Below are 17,630 nucleotides of genomic sequence, written 5' to 3'. Positions count from 1 at the left end.
TCAAGCCTCCGGGCTCAGTGCGGGGCCCGCGCGGCCCCGGCCCATCAACTCCAGCCCGGCCATGGCCTGTTCGGCGCCGGCCTGATCGGTCTTCTCGACGACGAAGCCCATGTGGATGATCACCCAGTCACCGGGCGCGAACGTCTCGTCCGGCAACATGCCGACATTGACCTTGCGCTGTTCGCCGGTGACGTCGACCAGTGCCAGCTGGCCCTCGAAACCGTCCAGCATTCCGATGACCTGGCCGGGTATGCCCAAACACATGGCTCAGCACCCCTTTTCGGTCGGCGAGGACGGGTGCAGCGCGGCGACGATCTCTTCGACCGCCCGCGCCGCCCGGGGGACGGCCTGGGCGACCGGCTCGGTCAGGCCGATGCCCTCCTGGACGCTGCCCGCCTCGCACCCGACGACCACGGTGTAGGGCGGGTGGCCGCCCAGGGCCCGCAGGCTGGCGAAGACGGCGGCCGGGTCCATGCTGTGACCGTCCAGGCCGCTCGTCTCGGACGGCCCGTCGTGCTCGGCCTGAAAGACGTGCAACGTGCCGGGATGGCCCCGGCTGGGCACGGCGTCGACGAGAACCAGCGTGTCCCACTCCTCGAGCAGGTCATAGGCCAGGTGCATGCCACGGATGCCGTAGTCGATGACCTGAACCGTCGGATCGTCTTGGGGCAGTGCGGCGTTGCGGACCACCTCGGAGCCGAACCCGTCGTCGCCCAGGAAGATGTTGCCGATCCCGGCTACCAGGATGCGCGAAGTCATGGTGGCACCCGCGTCGGCTACATCCGCCTCAACTTCAGATAGCGGCGGGCATCGGGCACGGATATCGCGCCGAGGGCCAGGGCGATTGCGACCACCAGCGCGACCATGGCGATGAAGATCCAACCGAGGACTTCCATGACGAACTCCTTTCAGGGGTTTGTGCTGTGCTGCGATTGCAGCGGCTCGACTTCGTCGGGGGAGAAGTACAGGTAGCGGCCGTACCAGTCGTGCAGGTCGGCGGCTGGGTCCTCGTCGACGACGACGGCGACGTGCTTGTTGCCCTCGACGTCCTCGTGCACCGATGTGACGCGGGCGGTCTTGCCGGCGACGAAGATGTCCTGGGCGTCGGCGTTGCGCCGCGGTCGCAACCGGACCTTGCTGCCGCGCGCTACCCGGACCCCGTTCACCAGCACCGCGTCGATCTCGGGGCGAACCGCGTTGTCGGCCATCGGGTCCCACCAGTCCATGCCGTCGGGAATTTCCGGCACCAGTCCGGCGGAGACCTCGAGCCCGTGCGGATCGCGCAGCACGCCGTGCAGCCGGGCCATGGCCTCGGGCGACATGGCGTCGCATTCGTCGATGATCCGTGCGGCCCGCGGGTCGGTGGCCCGGGCCTGTGCCTTCTCGTCGTCGGTCATGGTCATGACGCGCAGGGTGAGGATCTCGTCGATCTCGGTGCAGTCGTACAGGGCGGTGTCGCTCTGTTCGGCGACCTCGGGGTGGTCGTAGAGGATGATCGGCGAGATCAGCAGCATGTCGTCGGTGCCCGGGGGGCCGGCCAGCACTGGGAAGCAGCGATGCTGCGCGCATCGGGACGCCGCGTCGGTCGCGCTCTGCGGCGGCTCGAGCAACGAGACGAACCGGCCGCCAACCACTTCGGCGATGAGGTGCGTTCCGATCAAGGATCGTGCGATGACTGAATCTTTATCGTCCTGTGCGCTCACGGGTGCGCCGGTGTTGGTGACCCGTACCGACACGCGTTGCAGGTCGCCGTCGGGCTGGCTGGTGACGGTCAACACGCCCCGAATCTCGTGGCGTTCGCGGACCAGCCGGCCGCCGTCCAACATCTCGAGGTCGGTTGCCCCCAGTGCCGTCACCGGCAGCGACCAGGGTTGATCGCCGAACGCGAGGGGGCCGAAGGAGACCTCGCACTCCACCGCCTCGTCCCAGGTCAGCCACGATCCGGTCGCGGTGCTCAGCTCGTCGACGGGTTCGAAATCGCCGCCATCGGTGGCCCTTTCGGCCCGCCGGTGCTGCAATTGCAGGAACCGCACCACCAGCGTCAGCGTCCGGGCGCCGTCGACCAAAAACTGTGCGGCAAGGGCATCGTCCTCGCCCAGGCCGGTCTCAACCGCACCGCTTGGCCCCAAAACCCCGAACTGCCAGCGTGATTGGTTCTTGCTCGACGTCCCCCGGTACGGGTAGAGCAGATAGCCTTCGTAGAGCACCGCGTCGGCGACCGTACGGGCCCGATCCCAACTCGACGTCATCGGGTCACCTCGCGATCGGTGGCATCCAGCAGCGAGGTGACGGCGTGGTCGAAGTCGAGCATCCCGCGGGCCGACTTGTAGCGGGCCAGCTCGGTGATGGTTTCGTGGCTCAGCCGGATCCATCCGCTGTTCGGATAGTGCTGTGCGACCAGGTCGCGCCAGACCGTGACGGGCATCGCGTAGTTGTCCTCGCAGTCCCACGACACCTGCTGCACCGAGAACCCGCGCTCGGAGTTGACGAAAACCGTTCCGCTGAACAGGAACTGCAGGGGCACCGCTCCGTCGCGCAGCGCGTGCAGATATTTGGCGGCGGCCACCTCGAAGTCGTAGGTGCAATCCAGCGGCAGGGTGGCGGTGGTGTGGCCGGTGAAGCCGGGCACCATGGCGGTGCAATGCTGCCAGAGGAAGGTGCGCTGGGTGCTGGCCCAGCGTTCGCGGCCGCCGAACAGGTCCATCAGCCCGGCCGCTTCGTCGTCGGAGTAGGAACGACGCAGCGGCTCGATGCGGACCTGGCAACGCAGGGCGATGGCGTGCACCGGGTCGTCGCCGGCCGCGGTGACGGCGACGCGGGCGGTCAACATCGGGCTGACGGTGTACGGCTCGGCCGTCACGTCCAGCACGTCGAAGCTGACGTTCATGGGAGTGTCTTCACGGCGCGGGCGGCGAGCCGGTCGAAGAAGCCGTCGATGAATTCGCGGGCCTGCTGGCCGCCGTCGAAGCCGCGCCATAACATGCGCAGGCGTCCGACGAATTCGTAGCAGGCGTCGATCGGGACCAAATACGTTTCCGGTTGCGGCAATTCCCCATCCTGGGCGCTGTCGGCGACTCGGACCAGCAGCGCCTCCACGTCGTCGGCGAGCAAGCTCACCCGTGAATCGGCGTCGCGGATGGTTTCCCAGACCTTCATGTCCAGCTCGGATTCGCATGCTCCGGCCGGTCCGGGGTAGAAGGCGACGGTGTGGCCCAGGGCGGAGTTGGTGAAGAAGAAGGCGACCCCCACCGGGATTTGCAGCGCCTCCCACACCAGGCGATCCAGCGCGAAATCGGGAAAAGACAGGTACCGGTCGGGCACCGCGCGGTAGCGCAGGTCGGCCGCCGAGTCGGTGAACAGCAGATAGCAGGCGCGGCAGACGCACATGAGTTGGCGGCCGGCCACATTGACCACGTGCTGGTGCTCGTCGGCGATCGGCTCGGCGCACATCTCGCAGCGTTCGCCCGCGGGCTCGGGGGCGCGCCGGTCGCTCCTGATGCGGGCCAGGACGTCGAAGGGACCTGTCATATGCGCCGCTCCTCAGCATCACTTCGTTCTGCATCGTCGCCGGCGGTCATGCCGGCGCGCCCATCGCGTCGGCCCGCAACGCCACCGACAGCAGGCCGTCGTGAGTCAGCAGGGGAATCGGTTCGAGATGAGCGGCCGAACCATCGACCGCCGCGGTTCCGGCGTGGACGACGTCGAAATCCGTCCCGCAGCCCGCGCAGCGCAGCAGCCGCTCGCGCAGTTGGGAACCCGCCATCGAGGCGGCGCACACCGGGCAGTGATCCCGGTAGGCGAATGTCCGATCACCCACCCGGCAGGCCAACATGGTCACGCCGTCGATGACGAATCCCGCGACGTCACCGGGGTGCAGCTCGGCAAGCTCGGGGGCCGCGTGCCAGGTGGTAGGTCCATGTCCGTTCGAATGCACGTGCGCCAGTAGCGATTCGGCGGGGATGACGCCCGCCGGAGCGGTCGTGTCGGCGGCGGCGACCGCCTCGATCGAGGAGACCTCCGGCGCCGCCGCGCGAACCGCGTCCTGCACGGCCAGCTCCAGGGTGACCGCCGACGACGGGCAGCTCTTGCAGCTGCCTGTGAACGCCAGCCGCACGGTGAATTCGTCCGGGTGTTCGCCTGGAACGACCTCGAGCAGGTCGACGTCGCCGCCATGCGAACCCAGGTAGGGGCGCACCCGATCCAGCGCATCGGCGACCCTGCGGTGCACGTCGTGCGGATGCAGGCCGTGCACCAGGAGCAGGCTGGCCACCAGGTCGTCGGTGGCCAGCCGCTCGACCAGCCCCCCGTCCGGCCCGGGATCGGCGGCCATCCGCATGATCCGCTCCAGCCCGGCGCCGTACAGCCCGACTACCTCGCGAACCAGTTGTTGCGCATGGTCATACGCGGCGGCCCCGCCCGCGGCGCAGGAATCCAGCAGTGTCTGGATCCGATCGCCAGCTGTGCGCCACTGCGTGTCGGTCTCGGGGTTCGCCGGGCGATCCGCCATGCGTCACTCCTTTAACGGTGCCGACCCGCTGCGCCCGGCTCCGCCATGTGTCACTCCGCAGCGGGTGACTGGGTGGGCGTGTGCAGTCTGTCGAGCGTCTTGCCCTTGCCCAGGTACATGTGCACACCACATGGCAGGCACGGATCGAAGCTGCGCACCGTGCGCATGACGTCGATCCCCTTGAAGCTGTCCCGGCCGTTCTCCTCGAAGATCGGTTGCCCCTGCACCGCGTCCTCGTACGGGCCTGGGGTGCCAAAACTGTCGCGGGGGTTGGCATTCCACGGTGTGGGCGGGTACGGGTGGTAGTTGGCGATCTTGCCGTCCCGGATCACCATGTGGTGGCTGAGCACGCCGCGCACCGCCTCGGTGAACCCGCATCCGATGGCCTCGTCGGGCACCTCGAAGCGCTCCCACGTCTTGGTGCGCCCGGCGCGGATCTCCTCGAGCGCCTTCTCGGCGAAGTGCAAAGCGCACGCCGCCGCGTAGGCCTGGAAGTAGGTGCGCGCCCGGTCACGTTCGATCGTGTTGCTGCCGTACTTGGGGATGTGCCACTCCAATTCGACGGGCCCCTTCAGCGCCGTCTTGGGCAGGTTGATCTTGACGCTGTTGCCGGTCGCCTTGACGTAACCGATGTCGACCAGGCCGGCCAGCGCCGTCGACCACAGCCGGGCCAGCGGGCCGCCGCCGGTGTCCAGCGCCAGGTGGTCCTTGCCGTCGAACCAGCGCGGTGACATCACCCAGCTGTACTTGCCGCCCTCCATGTCGCGCTTCTGCGGGTGCGGGTTGGTGTGCTGGTTCCACGGGTGGCGTCGGTCCACCGAGTTGCCCAGCGGATCGGTCTTGACGAACATCTCCTGGTCGGTCCAGTCGTCGTAATACGAACTGCCCAAAAGGATTCGGATGCCCAGGTTGATGTCCACCAGCGAATGGGTGACCAACTTGCCGTCCACCACTACGCCCGGGGTGACGAACATGGCGTTGCCCCAGCGCTCCATGTCCTTGTATTCGAAGTTGCACACCTCGGGGTCCTGGAAGGAGCCCCAGCAGCCCAGCAGGGTCCGGCGCAGCCCGACCTTCTCGTAGCCGGGCAGAGCCTCGTAGAAGAAGTCGAACAAATCGTCGTGCATGGGCACGACCTTCTTCATGAACTCGACGTACCGCATCAGGCGCGTCATGTAGTCGGTCATCAGCTGGACGGTCGCGACGGTGCCTACCCCGCCGGGGTAGAGCGTCGACGGGTGCACGTGGCGGCCTTCCATCAGGCAGAACATCTCTCGCGTCCAGCGGCTGACCACCAGCGCCTCGCGGTAGAACTCACCGCTGAACGGATTGAGCGAGCGCATGATGTCCGCGATCGTCCGGTACCCGTGGGCGTCCGCGTGCGGGGCGGGCGTCTTCTCGGCCAGCGACAGGATGCTCGGATTGGTCTCGGAGACCATCTTCTCGCAGAAGTCCACGCCGACCAGGTTTTCCTGGAAGATGTTGTGGTCGAACATGTATTCCGCGGCCTCGCCGAGGTTGACGATCCACTCGCCCAGATGCGGTGGCTTGACGCCGTAGGCCATGTTCTGCGTGTAGCACGAACAGGTGGCGTGGTTGTCACCGCAGATGCCGCAGATGCGGCTGGTGATGAAGTGGGCGTCGCGAGGATCCTTGCCCTTCATGAAGATCGAGTAACCGCGGAAGATCGACGAGGTGCTGTGGCACTCGACGACTTCCTTGTTCTCGAAGTCGATCTTGGTGTAGATGCCCAGGCTGCCCACGATCCTGGTGATGGGGTCCCAGGCCATGTCGACCAGTTGGCCAGGTTCCCGCTTGGCTTGGGTGGCGTCAGGGCTGATGGTTGTCATCGCGTTACTTCTTCCCGCTGTGGCTGCTTGCGCGTCGGCTGATGCGGCGACGGCTCTTCGGCTACGAATGTGGATAAGGAGCGCACCGACCCGGTAGGTGACCTACCAGGTGCGGCGCGCTCCAGTGGTGAGTTGGTCGCCGTTGTGGCGCCACCGCGGCTCCTTGTCGACGGTGCGTTCCGTGATACCCCTCAGACTGCGAATCACGGCTCCGTACAAGCCCGACGCGGTGCTCGAGATCTTGCCGCCCGGCGGCTCGTCCATGAACGGCATGAACTTGTCCGGGAACCCCGGCATGGTGCAGCCAATGCAGATTCCGCCGACGTTGGGGCAACCCCCGACGCCGTTGATCCATCCGCGCTTGGGCACATTGCATTTGACCACGGGTCCCCAACAGCCAAGCTTCACAATGCATTTCGGCGACCCGTACTCGGTGGCGAAGTCGCCCTGCTCGTAGTAGCCGGCCCGGTCGCAGCCCTCGTGCACGGTCTTGCCGAACAGCCACTGTGGCCGTAGCGCGTCGTCGAGCGGGATCATCGGTGCCTGACCGGTCGCCATGTACAGCAGGTAGGTCAACGTCTCCGACAGGTTGTCCGGGTGGATCGGGCAGCCCGGCACGCACACGATCGGGATGCCCGCCTTGCTCTTCCAGTCCCAGCCCAGGTAGTCCGGCACGCCCATCGCCCCCGTCGGGTTGCCGGCCATCGCGTGGATGCCCCCGTAGGTGGCGCAGGTCCCCACCGCCACGATGGCGGTGGCCTTGGGCGCCAACCGGTCGAGCCACTCACTGGTGGTCATCGGCTGCCCGGTGGCGGGGTCGTTGCCGAAGCCGCACCAATAGCCCTCGTCCTTGATCTTCTCGTTCGGGATGGAGCCTTCGACCACGAGAACAAAGGGTTCCAGCTCGCCGCGATCGGCTTTGAAGAACCACTCCAGGAAGTCGTCCGCGCCTCCGTTGGGTCCGCATTCGAAGTCGATCAGGGGCCAGTGCACCGCGACCTGGGGGAGTCCGGGCAACGCTCCCAAGGCGATCTCCTCGACGCTGGGCTGGGTGGCAGCAGTCAATGCCACCGAATCGCCGTCACAACTGAGGCCCGCGTTTATCCATAGAACATGGATCAATGTTTGTTCTGCCTTGACTGCTGCTTCCGTTGGCATGCTGCAGCTTTCCGGAGCCGGGCTGGGGCTCCTGGCGCCGCCGGAGTCGACCGTCGGCCCACTTGCGCAGCGCTATTTTTTGGGTCTACTCCCGCTATTGGGCGTTGTCAACGGTTCGACATTACTGATTAGTAGGCACATGTTGTACAGTGGTGAAAAGCCTTGTCGAGCTTAGCTGATCCGCCGCGACGGTTGCGTCGAAACGGGGCGCTGCTCCTGCGAACGTTTCGCAGGAGTGCGCGGGCGGAGGCGCCGTTCAGTCCTCATCCGTGGCGAAGCGCCGCAGCCAGCCGAACCACGCGGCCATACCATCGCCGGTGCGGGCACTGACCGGCAAAATCGAAGCTGTCGCATTGACTTTGCGGACGTGGGCGATGTAGCTGTCGACGTCCACGTCCAGGTGGGGCACCAGGTCGATCTTGTTCAGCAGCACCACGTCGACAGACCGGAACATCACCGGATACTTCAGCGGCTTGTCCTCGCCCTCGGTCACCGAGTAGACCATGGCCTTGGCGTGTTCGCCGACGTCGAATTCCGCCGGGCAGACCAGATTGCCGACGTTCTCGATGACCACCAAATCCAGCGCGGCCAGGTCGAGGCCGCGCAGTGCCCGGTTGACCATGGGCGCGTCGAGGTGGCACTCGCCACCAAATCCGTTGCTGGTGTTGAGCAGTGACACCTGGGCGCCGCGGCCCCTGAGCTTGGCCGCGTCCAGGTCGGTGGCGATATCGCCCTCGATCACCCCGATGGCCAGGTCGCCGGCGAGTTCGTCGAGGGTGGCCCGCAGGATGGTGGTCTTGCCGGAGCCCGGGGAGCTCATCAGGTTGAGGGTGCGTACCCCGTTGCGCTCGAACGCCGCCCGATTGGCGTCGGCCCGCATGTCGTTCTCGGCGAAGATCGCCTCCAGCACCTCGACGCGCTGGCCGCCGGTCTGATAGCGGCTGTGGTCGCCGCGGTCGTGGTTGTGCGGGAGGTCATCGTGGGAGTGGGTGTGCACGGTCCCGTCGTCGTGCCGATGAAATCTACCCATCGTCAACGCCTTTCACGAGACATCTTTTTCATGACACGTCCAGCGAGGTCACCAGGAATTCGTTGCCGCGCAGCACCTCGACGTCGGGACTGTCACACCGCGGACACCAGATCGACCAGGGCGAGGTGATCTCGGACTGCCCGCCGCAGGCGCGGCACCGGACTTCGGCGCCGACGCATTCGAGTTCGAGTTCGGCGTCCGGCATGTCCTCGGCGTCGCGGACGAGCGTCCAGCAGAAGGACAGCGACTCGGGCACCACCTGGCGCAGCGCACCGACCCGCACCCGCACCACGTCGACGTGGCGGCCGGCGGCGTGATCCCTGACCACACCGGCGATCGCTTCACACAGCGACAGCTCGTGCATCGCCGATCACCGGCGATCCGCGAGCCGGGCGCAGGCCAACGAGCCCATGAGCACTGTTCTACACCCGAACGGCGATTTGCGGTCAGGCTGTTGGTCGACTCAGGAGGTCCACTTCTCTTCGATGCGTCCGTAGCGCCAGACGAGAAGGGCCACCGCCCAGGTGGCGACGAACATGGCGACGACGATGTAGCCGATCGCGTTGAGGTCCAGCCCGCCGATCCAGCTCCAGAACGGGCCCCGCCAACCGAACTGGTCGGCGAACAGGACGAGCAGTTCGATGCTGCCGATCACCCACGCGACGGCCACCGACAGCGCGGTGATGGTGATGTTGTAGTAGATCTTGCGCACCGGATTGGAAAAGGCCCAGCCGTAGGCGAAATTCATGAACGAGCCGTCGATGGTGTCCAGCAGGCACATGCCCGCGGTGAACAGCACCGGCAGGCACATGATGGCGTACCAGGGCAGCCCGGCCGCGGCGCTGGTGCCGGCCAGCACCAGGAGGGCGATCTCGGTGGCGGTGTCGAAACCAAGCCCGAACAACAGCCCGACGGGATAGCAGTGCCAGGACTTGGTGATCGACTTGGTGAAGCGGCCGAGCAACCGGTTGATCAGCCCACGGTTGCCCAGTTGCCGTTCCAGTTCGGCCGCGTCGGTGTCGGGATCGTATTCGCCCCGCCGCAGTCGGGTGAACACCCGCAGGATGCCGACCAGGACGATGAGGTTGAGCAGCGCGATGGCGTAGAGGAACACGCCCGAGACGCTGGTGCCGATCAGCCCGGTGTAATGGTGCAGCGTCGAGGAGTCGTCCTCGACCGGGCCGACGACCGCCTTCACCCCGCACGCCAGCAGCAAGGCCAGCCCGAACACCACGGTGGAGTGGCCCAGGGAGAAGAAGAAGCCCACCGCCAGCGGGCGTTGCCCATCGTTCATCAGCTTGCGGGTGGTGTTGTCGATAGCGGCGATATGGTCGGCGTCGAACGCGTGCCGCATGCCCAGGGTGTAGGCCGTCAGTCCGATGCCGACACCAAATGCCTTGCCGCCCAAGCTGTATTGGGCCGGTGCCACGAGCAGAATCATGGTGAGCCAGCCGAGCAGGTGTAGCGCGACGATCACCGCCAGCATCGTCGCCAGCCGCCACCGCTCCGCCCGCGTCAGGGCGCCGCGAAGCCTGCTCGTTCGTGACGGCCGCCGGTCGATCTCGGTGCTGGCCACTGGGGTCCTTCCGGCGCGTCCTTGCGGTATCGGCTGAGACAACCGGCACGACTGTAAGTACCGCGGCTCGCCAGATGCAAGTGAGTCGCAGGAATTCGGGTGCCGCCGATCGCGCCCGGGACTGGCGATCCGGCCGCATGGGGACGACACTGAACCGGTGGCGCCCAACCCGTCGGTACTGGATGCGTCGGTCACCGAGCGGATCGGCGATCTGCTGCGCGCCCGGGGGCTGCGGCGGATGGCCTCGCGAATTCAGGTGCTGGCGGTGCTCGAGCCCGTCAACGGTCACCTGCCGGTCGCCGAGATCGACAAGCGGCTGCGCGAATGTCTGCCGCCCGGCACCCATGCGCCCGACGTGGCGACCGTCTACCGCACGGTGACGACGCTGGTCGATCAGGGGGTGTTGCACGCGTTGACGCTCGAGGGCGGCGTGACGACCTACGGGCTGGCCACCGCGCCGCACCATCACGCGGTATGTACGAACTGCGGCACCATCATCGAGGTGCCCGCCCGGCAGCTGAGTTCGGCGCTCGAGCACGCGATGGCGGGCAGTTCCTTCGCGCTCTCGGAGGCGGCGGGGCTGACGTTGCACGGCCTGTGCCCGCAGTGCCAGGACGACGAGGGCGACGCGCGCTCGCGCCGGCGTTGAGGTCAGCGCAGGCCCAGTAGGGCGTTCTCCACCACCTCGGGCAGCGCCGGATGGATCCAGTACTGGCCGCGGGCCATCTCCGGCGCGGTGAGTCCGAAGCTCATGGCCTGGACCAACGGCTGGATGATCGACGATGCCTGGGTTCCCATGATGTGCGCGCCCAGCAGCCGCCCGGTGCCGCGCTCGGCGATGAGCTTGACGATCCCGGTGGTGTCCTCCGACGCCCAGCCGTAGGCGACGTCGGCGTAGTCCTGAATCTTGGTCGAGATCTTGAAACCCTGTGCGATGGCTTCGTTTTCGGTCAGCCCGACGTAGGCGATCTGCGGATCGGTGAACACCGCCGACGGCACGTAGCGGTGGTCGGTGAGTGCCATCGCGTCGGTGTCGTCCCAGTCGCAGAGCAGGTTGTGCTGCACGACGCGCGCCTCGTGGTTGGCGACATGCTTGAGCTGATACGGCGAGGAGACGTCGCCGAGGGCGAAGACGCCACGCGCCGTGGTGCGCTGGTAACAGTCGACGGCCACCAGGCCGTCCTCGACGGCGACACCGGCCTGCTCGAGGTCGAGTCGATCGGCGTTGGAGACCCGCCCGGTCGCCACCAGCAGCGCGTCGGCGTGCACCGTGTGCCCGTTGTCGAGTTCCACCGCGACGTCCGAGCCCTGGTTCTCGGCGCCCACGACGTTGCGGTGGGTGTGCAGCTCCCATTTGCTCGACGCGATGCGGGTGAAGCGCTTGCACACGATGTCGTCGCAATGCCGCAGCAGGGCAGAGCCCCGGATCACCAGGGTGACCCGCGAGCCCAGCGAGGAGAAGATGTGGGCGAATTCGGCTGCCACGAAGCCGCCCCCGACGATCACCAGATGCTCGGGCAGCTCCGAGATTCGCATGATCGTGTCGCTGGTGTAGTACCGGGCGCCGCACTCGAGGATCGCCGGGGGCACCACCGCTCGTGCCCCGGCGGCGATCACCACCTGGTCGGCCGCGAATTCGTCGCCCGCATCGGTGCGCAACAGGTAGCGGCCGTCGGCCTGCACGCCGCCGAATCGGGTGTGCTGATTGTAGACATCGATGTTGGGTGCGGCGTTCCGGTAATCCTCACCGCTGACCCCGATCGGGTCGATGCGCCCGAAGACGCGCGAGACGATGTCGTCCCAGCGCACCCGGTCGATGCGTGCGTCGATGCCGAAACGCGCCGCGCCCCGGATGGTCTGGGCTACCTCTGCGGCGTAGACGAACATCTTCGTCGGGATGCACCCGACGTTCAGGCAGGTGCCACCGAACGTGCCCTCTTCGCAGATCGCCACCCGCTTTTCGGCGAACCGGTCATCGAGAATGCTGTTGCCCGAACCGGTTCCGATGATCGCGACGTCGTAAGTCTCCAAGCCGTCACCCCTTTCGCAGCGATGCCGAGGCGTCGTTGTCGGCGCGCAGGTAGCCGTCCAGCCAGAGGTCCAGCTCCCGATAGGCGACTTCGCGTGGCCCCTGCAGCGACAAGAACACGTCGTGCTTGGCGTCGGGCACCGGAACTACGCTGCCGCGGTTGCCGATACAGCCGGCCCAGCGGGCGATCTGGGTGACGTCGAGGACCGCGTCGCCGCGCTGCATGGCCGCCGAATCGGTGCTTTCGTGCACACTGTGGTCCGAGCGCAGGATCAGGTTGGGTACACCGACGTCCAGGCCGCGATGCAGCCGGGCCTGGCCGCGGCGGATGGCGTGCAGCCAACCGAAGGTGATGGGGAAGCCGCCGACCGGTTTCCACTGCAGGTCGTAGTCGAACTCGCCGCCGTAGTCGCGGTGCAACGTGGTGCCGTAGCCACCCTCACCCGGCGAGCGGGCCACCCCCTTGGACCGCACCCGGGACAGGCCCGCGATCAGCGCCACCGTCACGGAATGCCGCAGGATCGGCGGCCCGGGCAACTCCAAGAACGGGCTGTTGAGCACCAGGCCGCGAACGGCCGCGTGGGCGGCCGGGTTTCGTCGGCGCAGCCGGTCCAGCCACAGCGACACGATGAGCCCACCCGCGGAATGCGCGTACACCAGCACCTGGCCGTGTTCTGCGACCGCGGCCAGCGCCTGGTCGAGTTCGGTCTGGTAGTTGGTGAGGTCGGTGATGAAGTGCGGCGTCTGGCCGTCGCGCCGCGACCGCCCACACTTGTGCAGGTCGAGCGCGTAGAAGGTGAAGCCACGGGCCGCGAAATGGTCGGCCAGTTCGGTGTGGAAGAAGTAGTCGGTGTAACCGTGCACCGCGAGCACCGCGCGCCCATCAGGCCGCCGGCCCGACTGCCGGGACTCGGGGCCGCGCCGTATCAGGGTCGCGACGATGTCACCCTCGCCGGCAGGATCGGACCCCAGGACGATGGTGCGCTGCCAATAACCGGGGAGGACATCGGGCACCCAGCCGGTCGCTTCGCCGGTCACCCCGCCAGTCGCCCCGCCTTTCACCAAGCCAGCTTAGAGCTTTTGCTGGCCACGGGGTGCCGCACGCCGTTCGCGGCGACATGGGCTCGGGATAACCTGAGGATCGGCCCAGCCAAGGGAAGGACCAGCAAGCCGGTGTCAGCGCTAGCCACAACCACGCGGACGGACGTCGTGCTGGTGGGCGCAGGCATCATGAGCGCGACGCTGGGAGCGTTGCTGCGCCGGCTGCAGCCGGACTGGTCGATGACCTTCGTGGAGCGCCTGGACGCCGTCGCCGCCGAGAGCAGCAGCCCCTGGAACAACGCCGGCACCGGGCATTCGGCGCTGTGCGAGCTGAACTACACGCCGCAGCGCGCCGACGGCTCGATCGACATCAGCAAAGCGGTGCGCATCAACGAGCAATTCCAGGTGACCCGCCAGTTCTGGGCCTACGCCGTCGAGAACGGCATCCTGACCGACCGAGGATTCCTCACCGCGATCCCGCACGCGAGCTTCGTGCGCGGCGCGCAGCGCGTCGACTACCTCCGGCGACGGCAACGGGCCCTGGCGCCCAACCCGCTGTTCGCCGGCATCGAATTGATCGAGGACTCCGGTGAGTTCGCCCGCCGGCTACCGTTCATGTCCGCCGGGCGCGACTTCTCCGAACCGACGGCGCTGAACTGGGCCGCCCACGGCACCGACGTCGACTTCGGCGCCCTGTCACGACAACTCGTCGGGTTCTGCGTGCGCGGCGGCGCGACCGCGTTGTTCGGTAACGAGGTCCGCAACCTGTCCCGCCAGCCCGACGGCACCTGGACGCTACTGGTCCGCAACCGGCGCACCGGCGAAAAGCACCGGCTGAACGCCAAATTCGTCTTCGTCGGGGCAGGCGGTGACGCGCTGCCGCTGTTGCAGAAGTCCGGCATCGGCGAGGTGAGAGGTTTCGCGGGATTCCCGATCGGCGGGCGGTTCCTGCGCGCCGACAACCCGGCGCTGACGGCCGCGCACCGCGCCAAGGTATACGGCGCGCCCGCGCCGGGCGCCCCGCCGCTGGGTGCGCTGCATCTCGACCTGCGCTATGTCAACGGCAAGCCGTGGCTGGTGTTCGGCCCGTACGCCGGCTGGTCGCCGAAGTTCTTGAAACACGGCCACTTCACCGATCTGCCCCGTTCGGTCAAACCGAACAACCTGGCCTCCCTGGTCGGCGTCGGCATCACGCAGCTGACGCTGGTCAGGTACCTGGTCGGCCAGCTGCGGCTGTCCGCCCCGGACCGGCTGCGCATGCTGCGCGAATTCGCCCCCAGCGCACAGGGTTCGGATTGGGAGCCGACGGTGGCCGGTCAGCGGGTGCAGGTGATTCGGCGGGACAAACGCAAGGGCGGGGTGCTCGACTTCGACACCACGGTGGTGGGTGCGGCCGACGGAAGCATCGCGGGCCTGCTCGGCGGCTCTCCGGGGGCATCGACCGCCGTGCCGATCATGCTCGGTGTGCTGGAACGCTGTTTTGCCACCCGCTTTCAGTCGTGGCTGCCCGCGCTCAAAGAGATGGTCCCGTCGCTGGGGGCGACGCTGTCGGATGAGCCGGCGCTGTACGACGAAGTCTTTTCCTGGGGAACGCGGGTTTTGGGGTTGAGCGATGCGGGCGTAGCTCCCGCAAGCGATGAGGAGGAGCGGCGCCAGTGACAGAAGCACTGCGACGTATTTGGGCCAAAGATCTTGACGCTCAAACACTTTACGAGTTACTCAAGCTGAGGGTGGAGGTATTCGTCGTCGAACAGGCGATCCCGTATCCGGAACTGGACGGGCGGGACCTGCTGGCCGAAACCCGGCACTTCTGGCTGGAAACGCCGGACGGCGAGGTGATCTCCACCCTGCGGCTGATGGAGGAGCACGCCGGAGGTGAAAAGGCGTTCCGGATCGGGCGACTGTGTACAAAACGCAATGCGCGCGGTCAGGGCCACACCACCCGGCTGCTGCGCGCGGCGCTGGCCGAGGTGGGCGACTATCCGTGCCGGATCAACGCGCAGACGTATCTGGCGGAGATGTACGCCCAGCACGGATTCGTGCGCGACGGCGACGATTTCCTTGACGACGGTGTTCCGCACGTGCCCATGCTGCGGCCCGGTTCGGGATTGGCGGCTAAACGGTGAAGCCCTACCCGTTCAGCGCGATCGTCGGGCACGATCAGCTGCGCCTGGCGCTCTTGCTGTGCGCCGTGCGCCCGGAGATCGGCGGCGCGCTGATCCGCGGCGAGAAGGGCACCGCCAAGTCGACGGCCGTGCGCGGCCTCGCGGCATTGCTGTCCGACGCCACCGGCAGCGACGCCGGGCTGGTCGAAATGCCGCTCGGGGCAACCGAAGACCGCGTGATCGGCTCGCTGGATCTGCAGCGGGTGCTGCGCGACGGCGAGCACGCGTTCTCGCCGGGCCTGCTGGCCCGGGCGCACGGCGGGGTGCTGTACGTCGACGAGGTCAACCTGCTGCATGACCACCTGGTCGACGTGCTGCTCGACGCCGCGGCGATGGGCCGGGTGCACATCGAACGCGACGGCATCTCCCACTCGCATGAGGCCCGGTTCGTGTTGATCGGCACCATGAATCCCGAAGAGGGCGAATTGCGTCCGCAACTGCTGGATCGGTTCGGGCTCACCGTCGACGTCCATGCCTCGCGCGACGTCGACGTGCGGGTGCAGGTCATCCGGCAGCGGATGGCCTACGAGGCCGACCCGGAGGGTTTCGCCGCGCGCTACGCCGACGCCGATGCCGAGCTGGCCCGGCGCATCGCCGCGGCGCGCGCGCTCGTCGGCGATGTGGTGTTGCCCGACAACGAATTACGGCGCATCGCGGCGCTGTGCGCGGCGTTCGACGTCGACGGGATGCGCGCCGATCTGGTGGTGGCCCGCACCGCCGTCGCGCATGCGGCCTGGCGCGGCGCGGACACCGTCGCGGAATCCGACATCCGGGTGGCCGCCGAACTGGCGTTGCCGCATCGGCGCCGCCGCGACCCGTTCGACGACCCGGGCATCGACCGCGACCAGCTGGATGAGGCCCTGGCGCGGGCCGGTTCCGACCCTGACCCCGACCCCAACCCCACTTCAGCGGATAGGTGAACTCGTCCAGCACGTAGAAGTCGTGGCGCTCATCGACCAGCCGGCGCGCGATCTCCGCCCAGCCGTCGGCCGCGGCCGCCGCGTGATCGACGTCGCTGCCCGCCTTGCGGGTCCAGGACCAGCCCGCGCCCATCTTGTGCCATTCCACACAACCACCGATCCCGTGCTGGTCGTGCAGTTGGCCCAGCTGACCGAAGACCGCCTCCTCGCCCACCTTCCACTTGGCGCTTTTGACGAACTGGAACACCGCGACCGACAGGCCGGCGTTCCAGGCCCGCAACGCCATTCCAAATGCGGCTGTGGACTTTCCCTTGCCGGCGCCGGTGTGCACAGCCAGCACGGGCGTGTGGCGCCGCGCCCGCGTGGTCAGGCCGTCATCGGGAACCTGCGCTGGAACACCCTGTGGCATAAGCGCTTAACCCTTTCGCTCAGGCCGCGTCGCGCACAGCGCGCGTCAGGGAATCGGCGTGCAGCTGCTCCAGCCGGATCGCCGGCGCGCCCAGCTGGCGGGCCAGTTGCCCGGCCAGGCCCAGCCGCACAAAGGACGTCTCGCAGTCGACCACCACGGCGGCCACGCCCTCGGCGACCAGCCTTGCCGCCGCGATCCGGGTGCGGCCCAACGGATCCGGCCCGGCGGTGGCCCGGCCGTCGGTCAGCACCACCACCAGGGGACGCCGCGCCCGGTCGCGGGCCTTCTCCCGCACGATGAGCTCGCGCGCGGCCAGCAGGCCCTCGGCCAGCGGGGTTTTGCCGCCGGTGTCGAACCGCGCCAGTCGCCGCCCGGCGATGTGCGCCGACGAGGTCGGCGGCAACAGCAGCCGCGCCTCCTGGTGGCGGAACGTGATCACGGCGACCTTGTCGCGCCGCTGATACGCGTCGCGCAGCAGCGACAGCGTGGCGCCGCCGACAGCGGCCATGCGATCGCGGGCGGCCATCGAACCCGACGCGTCCACGACGAAGATCACCAGATTGCCTTCGCGGCCCTCGCGCACGGCGCGGCGCAGATCGTCGGGCTGCGGCCGCAACGGCCCGGAACCGGCGCGCTCGGCGGCCGACAGGAGGGTGGCGAACAGGTGCAGTCCGTGGCCGCCGCAGCTCGCGTCATCGGCGTCGGTGGCGGCGATGACGCTGCCGCTGGCGTTGCGGGCCCGGGACCGCCGCCCGGGCGCGCCCTCGCCGACACCGGGAACCCGCAGCGCGCGGGTGGGAAAGGTTTTCGACGGCGGCGCACTGGGTCTGGTCTTCGGCGGGGCCGGCTTGCCGTCCCGTGCCGAGTTCTGTTGCGACGCGGTTTCTTCCGCGTCGGTGGACTGACCACCGCCGGGCGGGTCGGGATCGGGGTCGGGGTTGGGGT

The 17,630-nt window shown here is 67.8% G+C and carries 16 protein-coding genes and 3 pseudogenes; 4 read left to right on the top strand and 15 right to left on the bottom strand.

Annotated features, from left to right (window positions below; genetic code table 11):
* The 11 genes and pseudogenes from A9W96_RS09240 to A9W96_RS09190 all read right to left on the bottom strand — a co-directional run bounded on the left by A9W96_RS09240 (window position 1) and on the right by A9W96_RS09190 (window position 10,121).
* Window positions 1-264, bottom strand: coding sequence for a HypC/HybG/HupF family hydrogenase formation chaperone (locus tag A9W96_RS09240; protein WP_066870320.1), 264 nt, complete (start codon window positions 262-264; stop codon window positions 1-3).
* 3 nt (window positions 265-267) lie between these two features.
* The gene (locus tag A9W96_RS09235) at window positions 268-759 is read right to left on the bottom strand and encodes a hydrogenase maturation protease (RefSeq protein ID WP_067139178.1); all 492 of its coding nucleotides are present in this window, start codon (window positions 757-759) and stop codon (window positions 268-270) included.
* 127 nt (window positions 760-886) lie between these two features.
* A pseudogene (locus tag A9W96_RS09230) lies at window positions 887-2,249 on the bottom strand (hypothetical protein); the annotation flags it as partial.
* Window positions 2,246-2,887 (bottom strand): DUF6084 family protein, encoded by a 642-nt coding sequence (locus A9W96_RS09225; RefSeq protein WP_066870329.1) that lies wholly within the window; start codon window positions 2,885-2,887, stop codon window positions 2,246-2,248. The gene A9W96_RS09225 and the pseudogene A9W96_RS09230, both read right to left, overlap by 4 nt.
* A complete protein-coding gene (locus tag A9W96_RS09220) occupies window positions 2,884-3,528 on the bottom strand; it encodes a DUF5947 family protein (RefSeq protein WP_067139171.1) in 645 nt (214 codons plus the stop codon). Before A9W96_RS09220 ends, A9W96_RS09225 begins: the two co-directional genes overlap by 4 nt.
* Before the next feature lie 46 nt (window positions 3,529-3,574).
* The gene (locus A9W96_RS09215; RefSeq protein ID WP_067139168.1) at window positions 3,575-4,507 is read right to left on the bottom strand and encodes a NifU family protein; all 933 of its coding nucleotides are present in this window, start codon (window positions 4,505-4,507) and stop codon (window positions 3,575-3,577) included.
* A gap of 50 nt (window positions 4,508-4,557) precedes the next feature.
* Window positions 4,558-6,357, bottom strand: a complete 1,800-nt coding sequence (locus A9W96_RS09210; protein WP_066876127.1) for a nickel-dependent hydrogenase large subunit — start codon at window positions 6,355-6,357, stop codon at window positions 4,558-4,560.
* A gap of 102 nt (window positions 6,358-6,459) precedes the next feature.
* Entirely contained in the window at window positions 6,460-7,515 is a 1,056-nt protein-coding gene (locus A9W96_RS09205; RefSeq protein WP_066870342.1) for a hydrogenase expression protein HypE, read from the bottom strand.
* A gap of 256 nt (window positions 7,516-7,771) precedes the next feature.
* On the bottom strand, window positions 7,772-8,545 hold the full coding sequence (gene hypB / locus A9W96_RS09200) for a hydrogenase nickel incorporation protein HypB (RefSeq protein WP_067139165.1): 774 nt from the start codon (window positions 8,543-8,545) through the stop codon (window positions 7,772-7,774).
* Between the two features lie 28 nt (window positions 8,546-8,573).
* Window positions 8,574-8,909, bottom strand: coding sequence for a hydrogenase maturation nickel metallochaperone HypA (locus A9W96_RS09195; protein WP_067139162.1), 336 nt, complete (start codon window positions 8,907-8,909; stop codon window positions 8,574-8,576).
* A 99-nt stretch (window positions 8,910-9,008) separates the two neighbouring features.
* Entirely contained in the window at window positions 9,009-10,121 is a 1,113-nt protein-coding gene (locus A9W96_RS09190; protein ID WP_067139159.1) for a HoxN/HupN/NixA family nickel/cobalt transporter, read from the bottom strand.
* Window positions 10,122-10,278: 157 nt separating this feature from the next.
* Between A9W96_RS09190 and A9W96_RS09185 the strand changes: the two genes are divergently transcribed.
* On the top strand, window positions 10,279-10,770 hold the full coding sequence (locus A9W96_RS09185) for a Fur family transcriptional regulator (RefSeq protein ID WP_067139156.1): 492 nt from the start codon (window positions 10,279-10,281) through the stop codon (window positions 10,768-10,770).
* Between the two features lie 2 nt (window positions 10,771-10,772).
* Here the strand turns inward: A9W96_RS09185 and mtr are convergent, their stop codons facing one another.
* Window positions 10,773-12,152, bottom strand: a complete 1,380-nt coding sequence (gene mtr, locus A9W96_RS09180) for a mycothione reductase (RefSeq protein ID WP_067139154.1) — start codon at window positions 12,150-12,152, stop codon at window positions 10,773-10,775.
* 4 nt (window positions 12,153-12,156) lie between these two features.
* Window positions 12,157-13,164, bottom strand: coding sequence for an alpha/beta hydrolase (locus A9W96_RS09175; protein WP_066866990.1), 1,008 nt, complete (start codon window positions 13,162-13,164; stop codon window positions 12,157-12,159).
* 159 nt (window positions 13,165-13,323) lie between these two features.
* Between A9W96_RS09175 and mqo the strand changes: the two genes are divergently transcribed.
* The 3 genes and pseudogenes from mqo to A9W96_RS09160 form a co-directional block, all read left to right on the top strand.
* Window positions 13,324-14,850, top strand: a complete 1,527-nt coding sequence (gene mqo, locus A9W96_RS09170; protein ID WP_082972111.1) for a malate dehydrogenase (quinone) — start codon at window positions 13,324-13,326, stop codon at window positions 14,848-14,850.
* Window positions 14,847-15,317, top strand: a complete 471-nt coding sequence (locus A9W96_RS09165; RefSeq protein ID WP_066877891.1) for a GNAT family N-acetyltransferase — start codon at window positions 14,847-14,849, stop codon at window positions 15,315-15,317. The genes mqo and A9W96_RS09165 overlap by 4 nt, the downstream gene beginning before the upstream one ends.
* Window positions 15,314-16,259, top strand: a pseudogene (locus tag A9W96_RS09160) (ATP-binding protein); the annotation flags it as partial. The gene A9W96_RS09165 and the pseudogene A9W96_RS09160, both read left to right, overlap by 4 nt.
* Here the strand turns inward: A9W96_RS09160 and A9W96_RS30285 are convergent.
* Both A9W96_RS30285 and A9W96_RS09155 read right to left on the bottom strand, forming a co-directional pair.
* Window positions 16,251-16,685, bottom strand: a pseudogene (locus tag A9W96_RS30285) (cob(I)yrinic acid a,c-diamide adenosyltransferase); the annotation flags it as partial. The pseudogenes A9W96_RS09160 and A9W96_RS30285 overlap by 9 nt on opposite strands.
* A 19-nt stretch (window positions 16,686-16,704) precedes the next feature.
* Window positions 16,705-17,630: VWA domain-containing protein (locus A9W96_RS09155; RefSeq protein WP_156765171.1), on the bottom strand; the 926-nt coding region annotated here is incomplete at its 5' end.

Source organism: Mycobacterium sp. 1245852.3 (genome assembly GCF_001669335.1).
GTDB lineage: Bacteria > Actinomycetota > Actinomycetes > Mycobacteriales > Mycobacteriaceae > Mycobacterium > Mycobacterium europaeum_A.
Note: the sequence above shows the minus strand (reverse complement) of the source record. Positions and strands in the feature narration are given on the sequence as shown.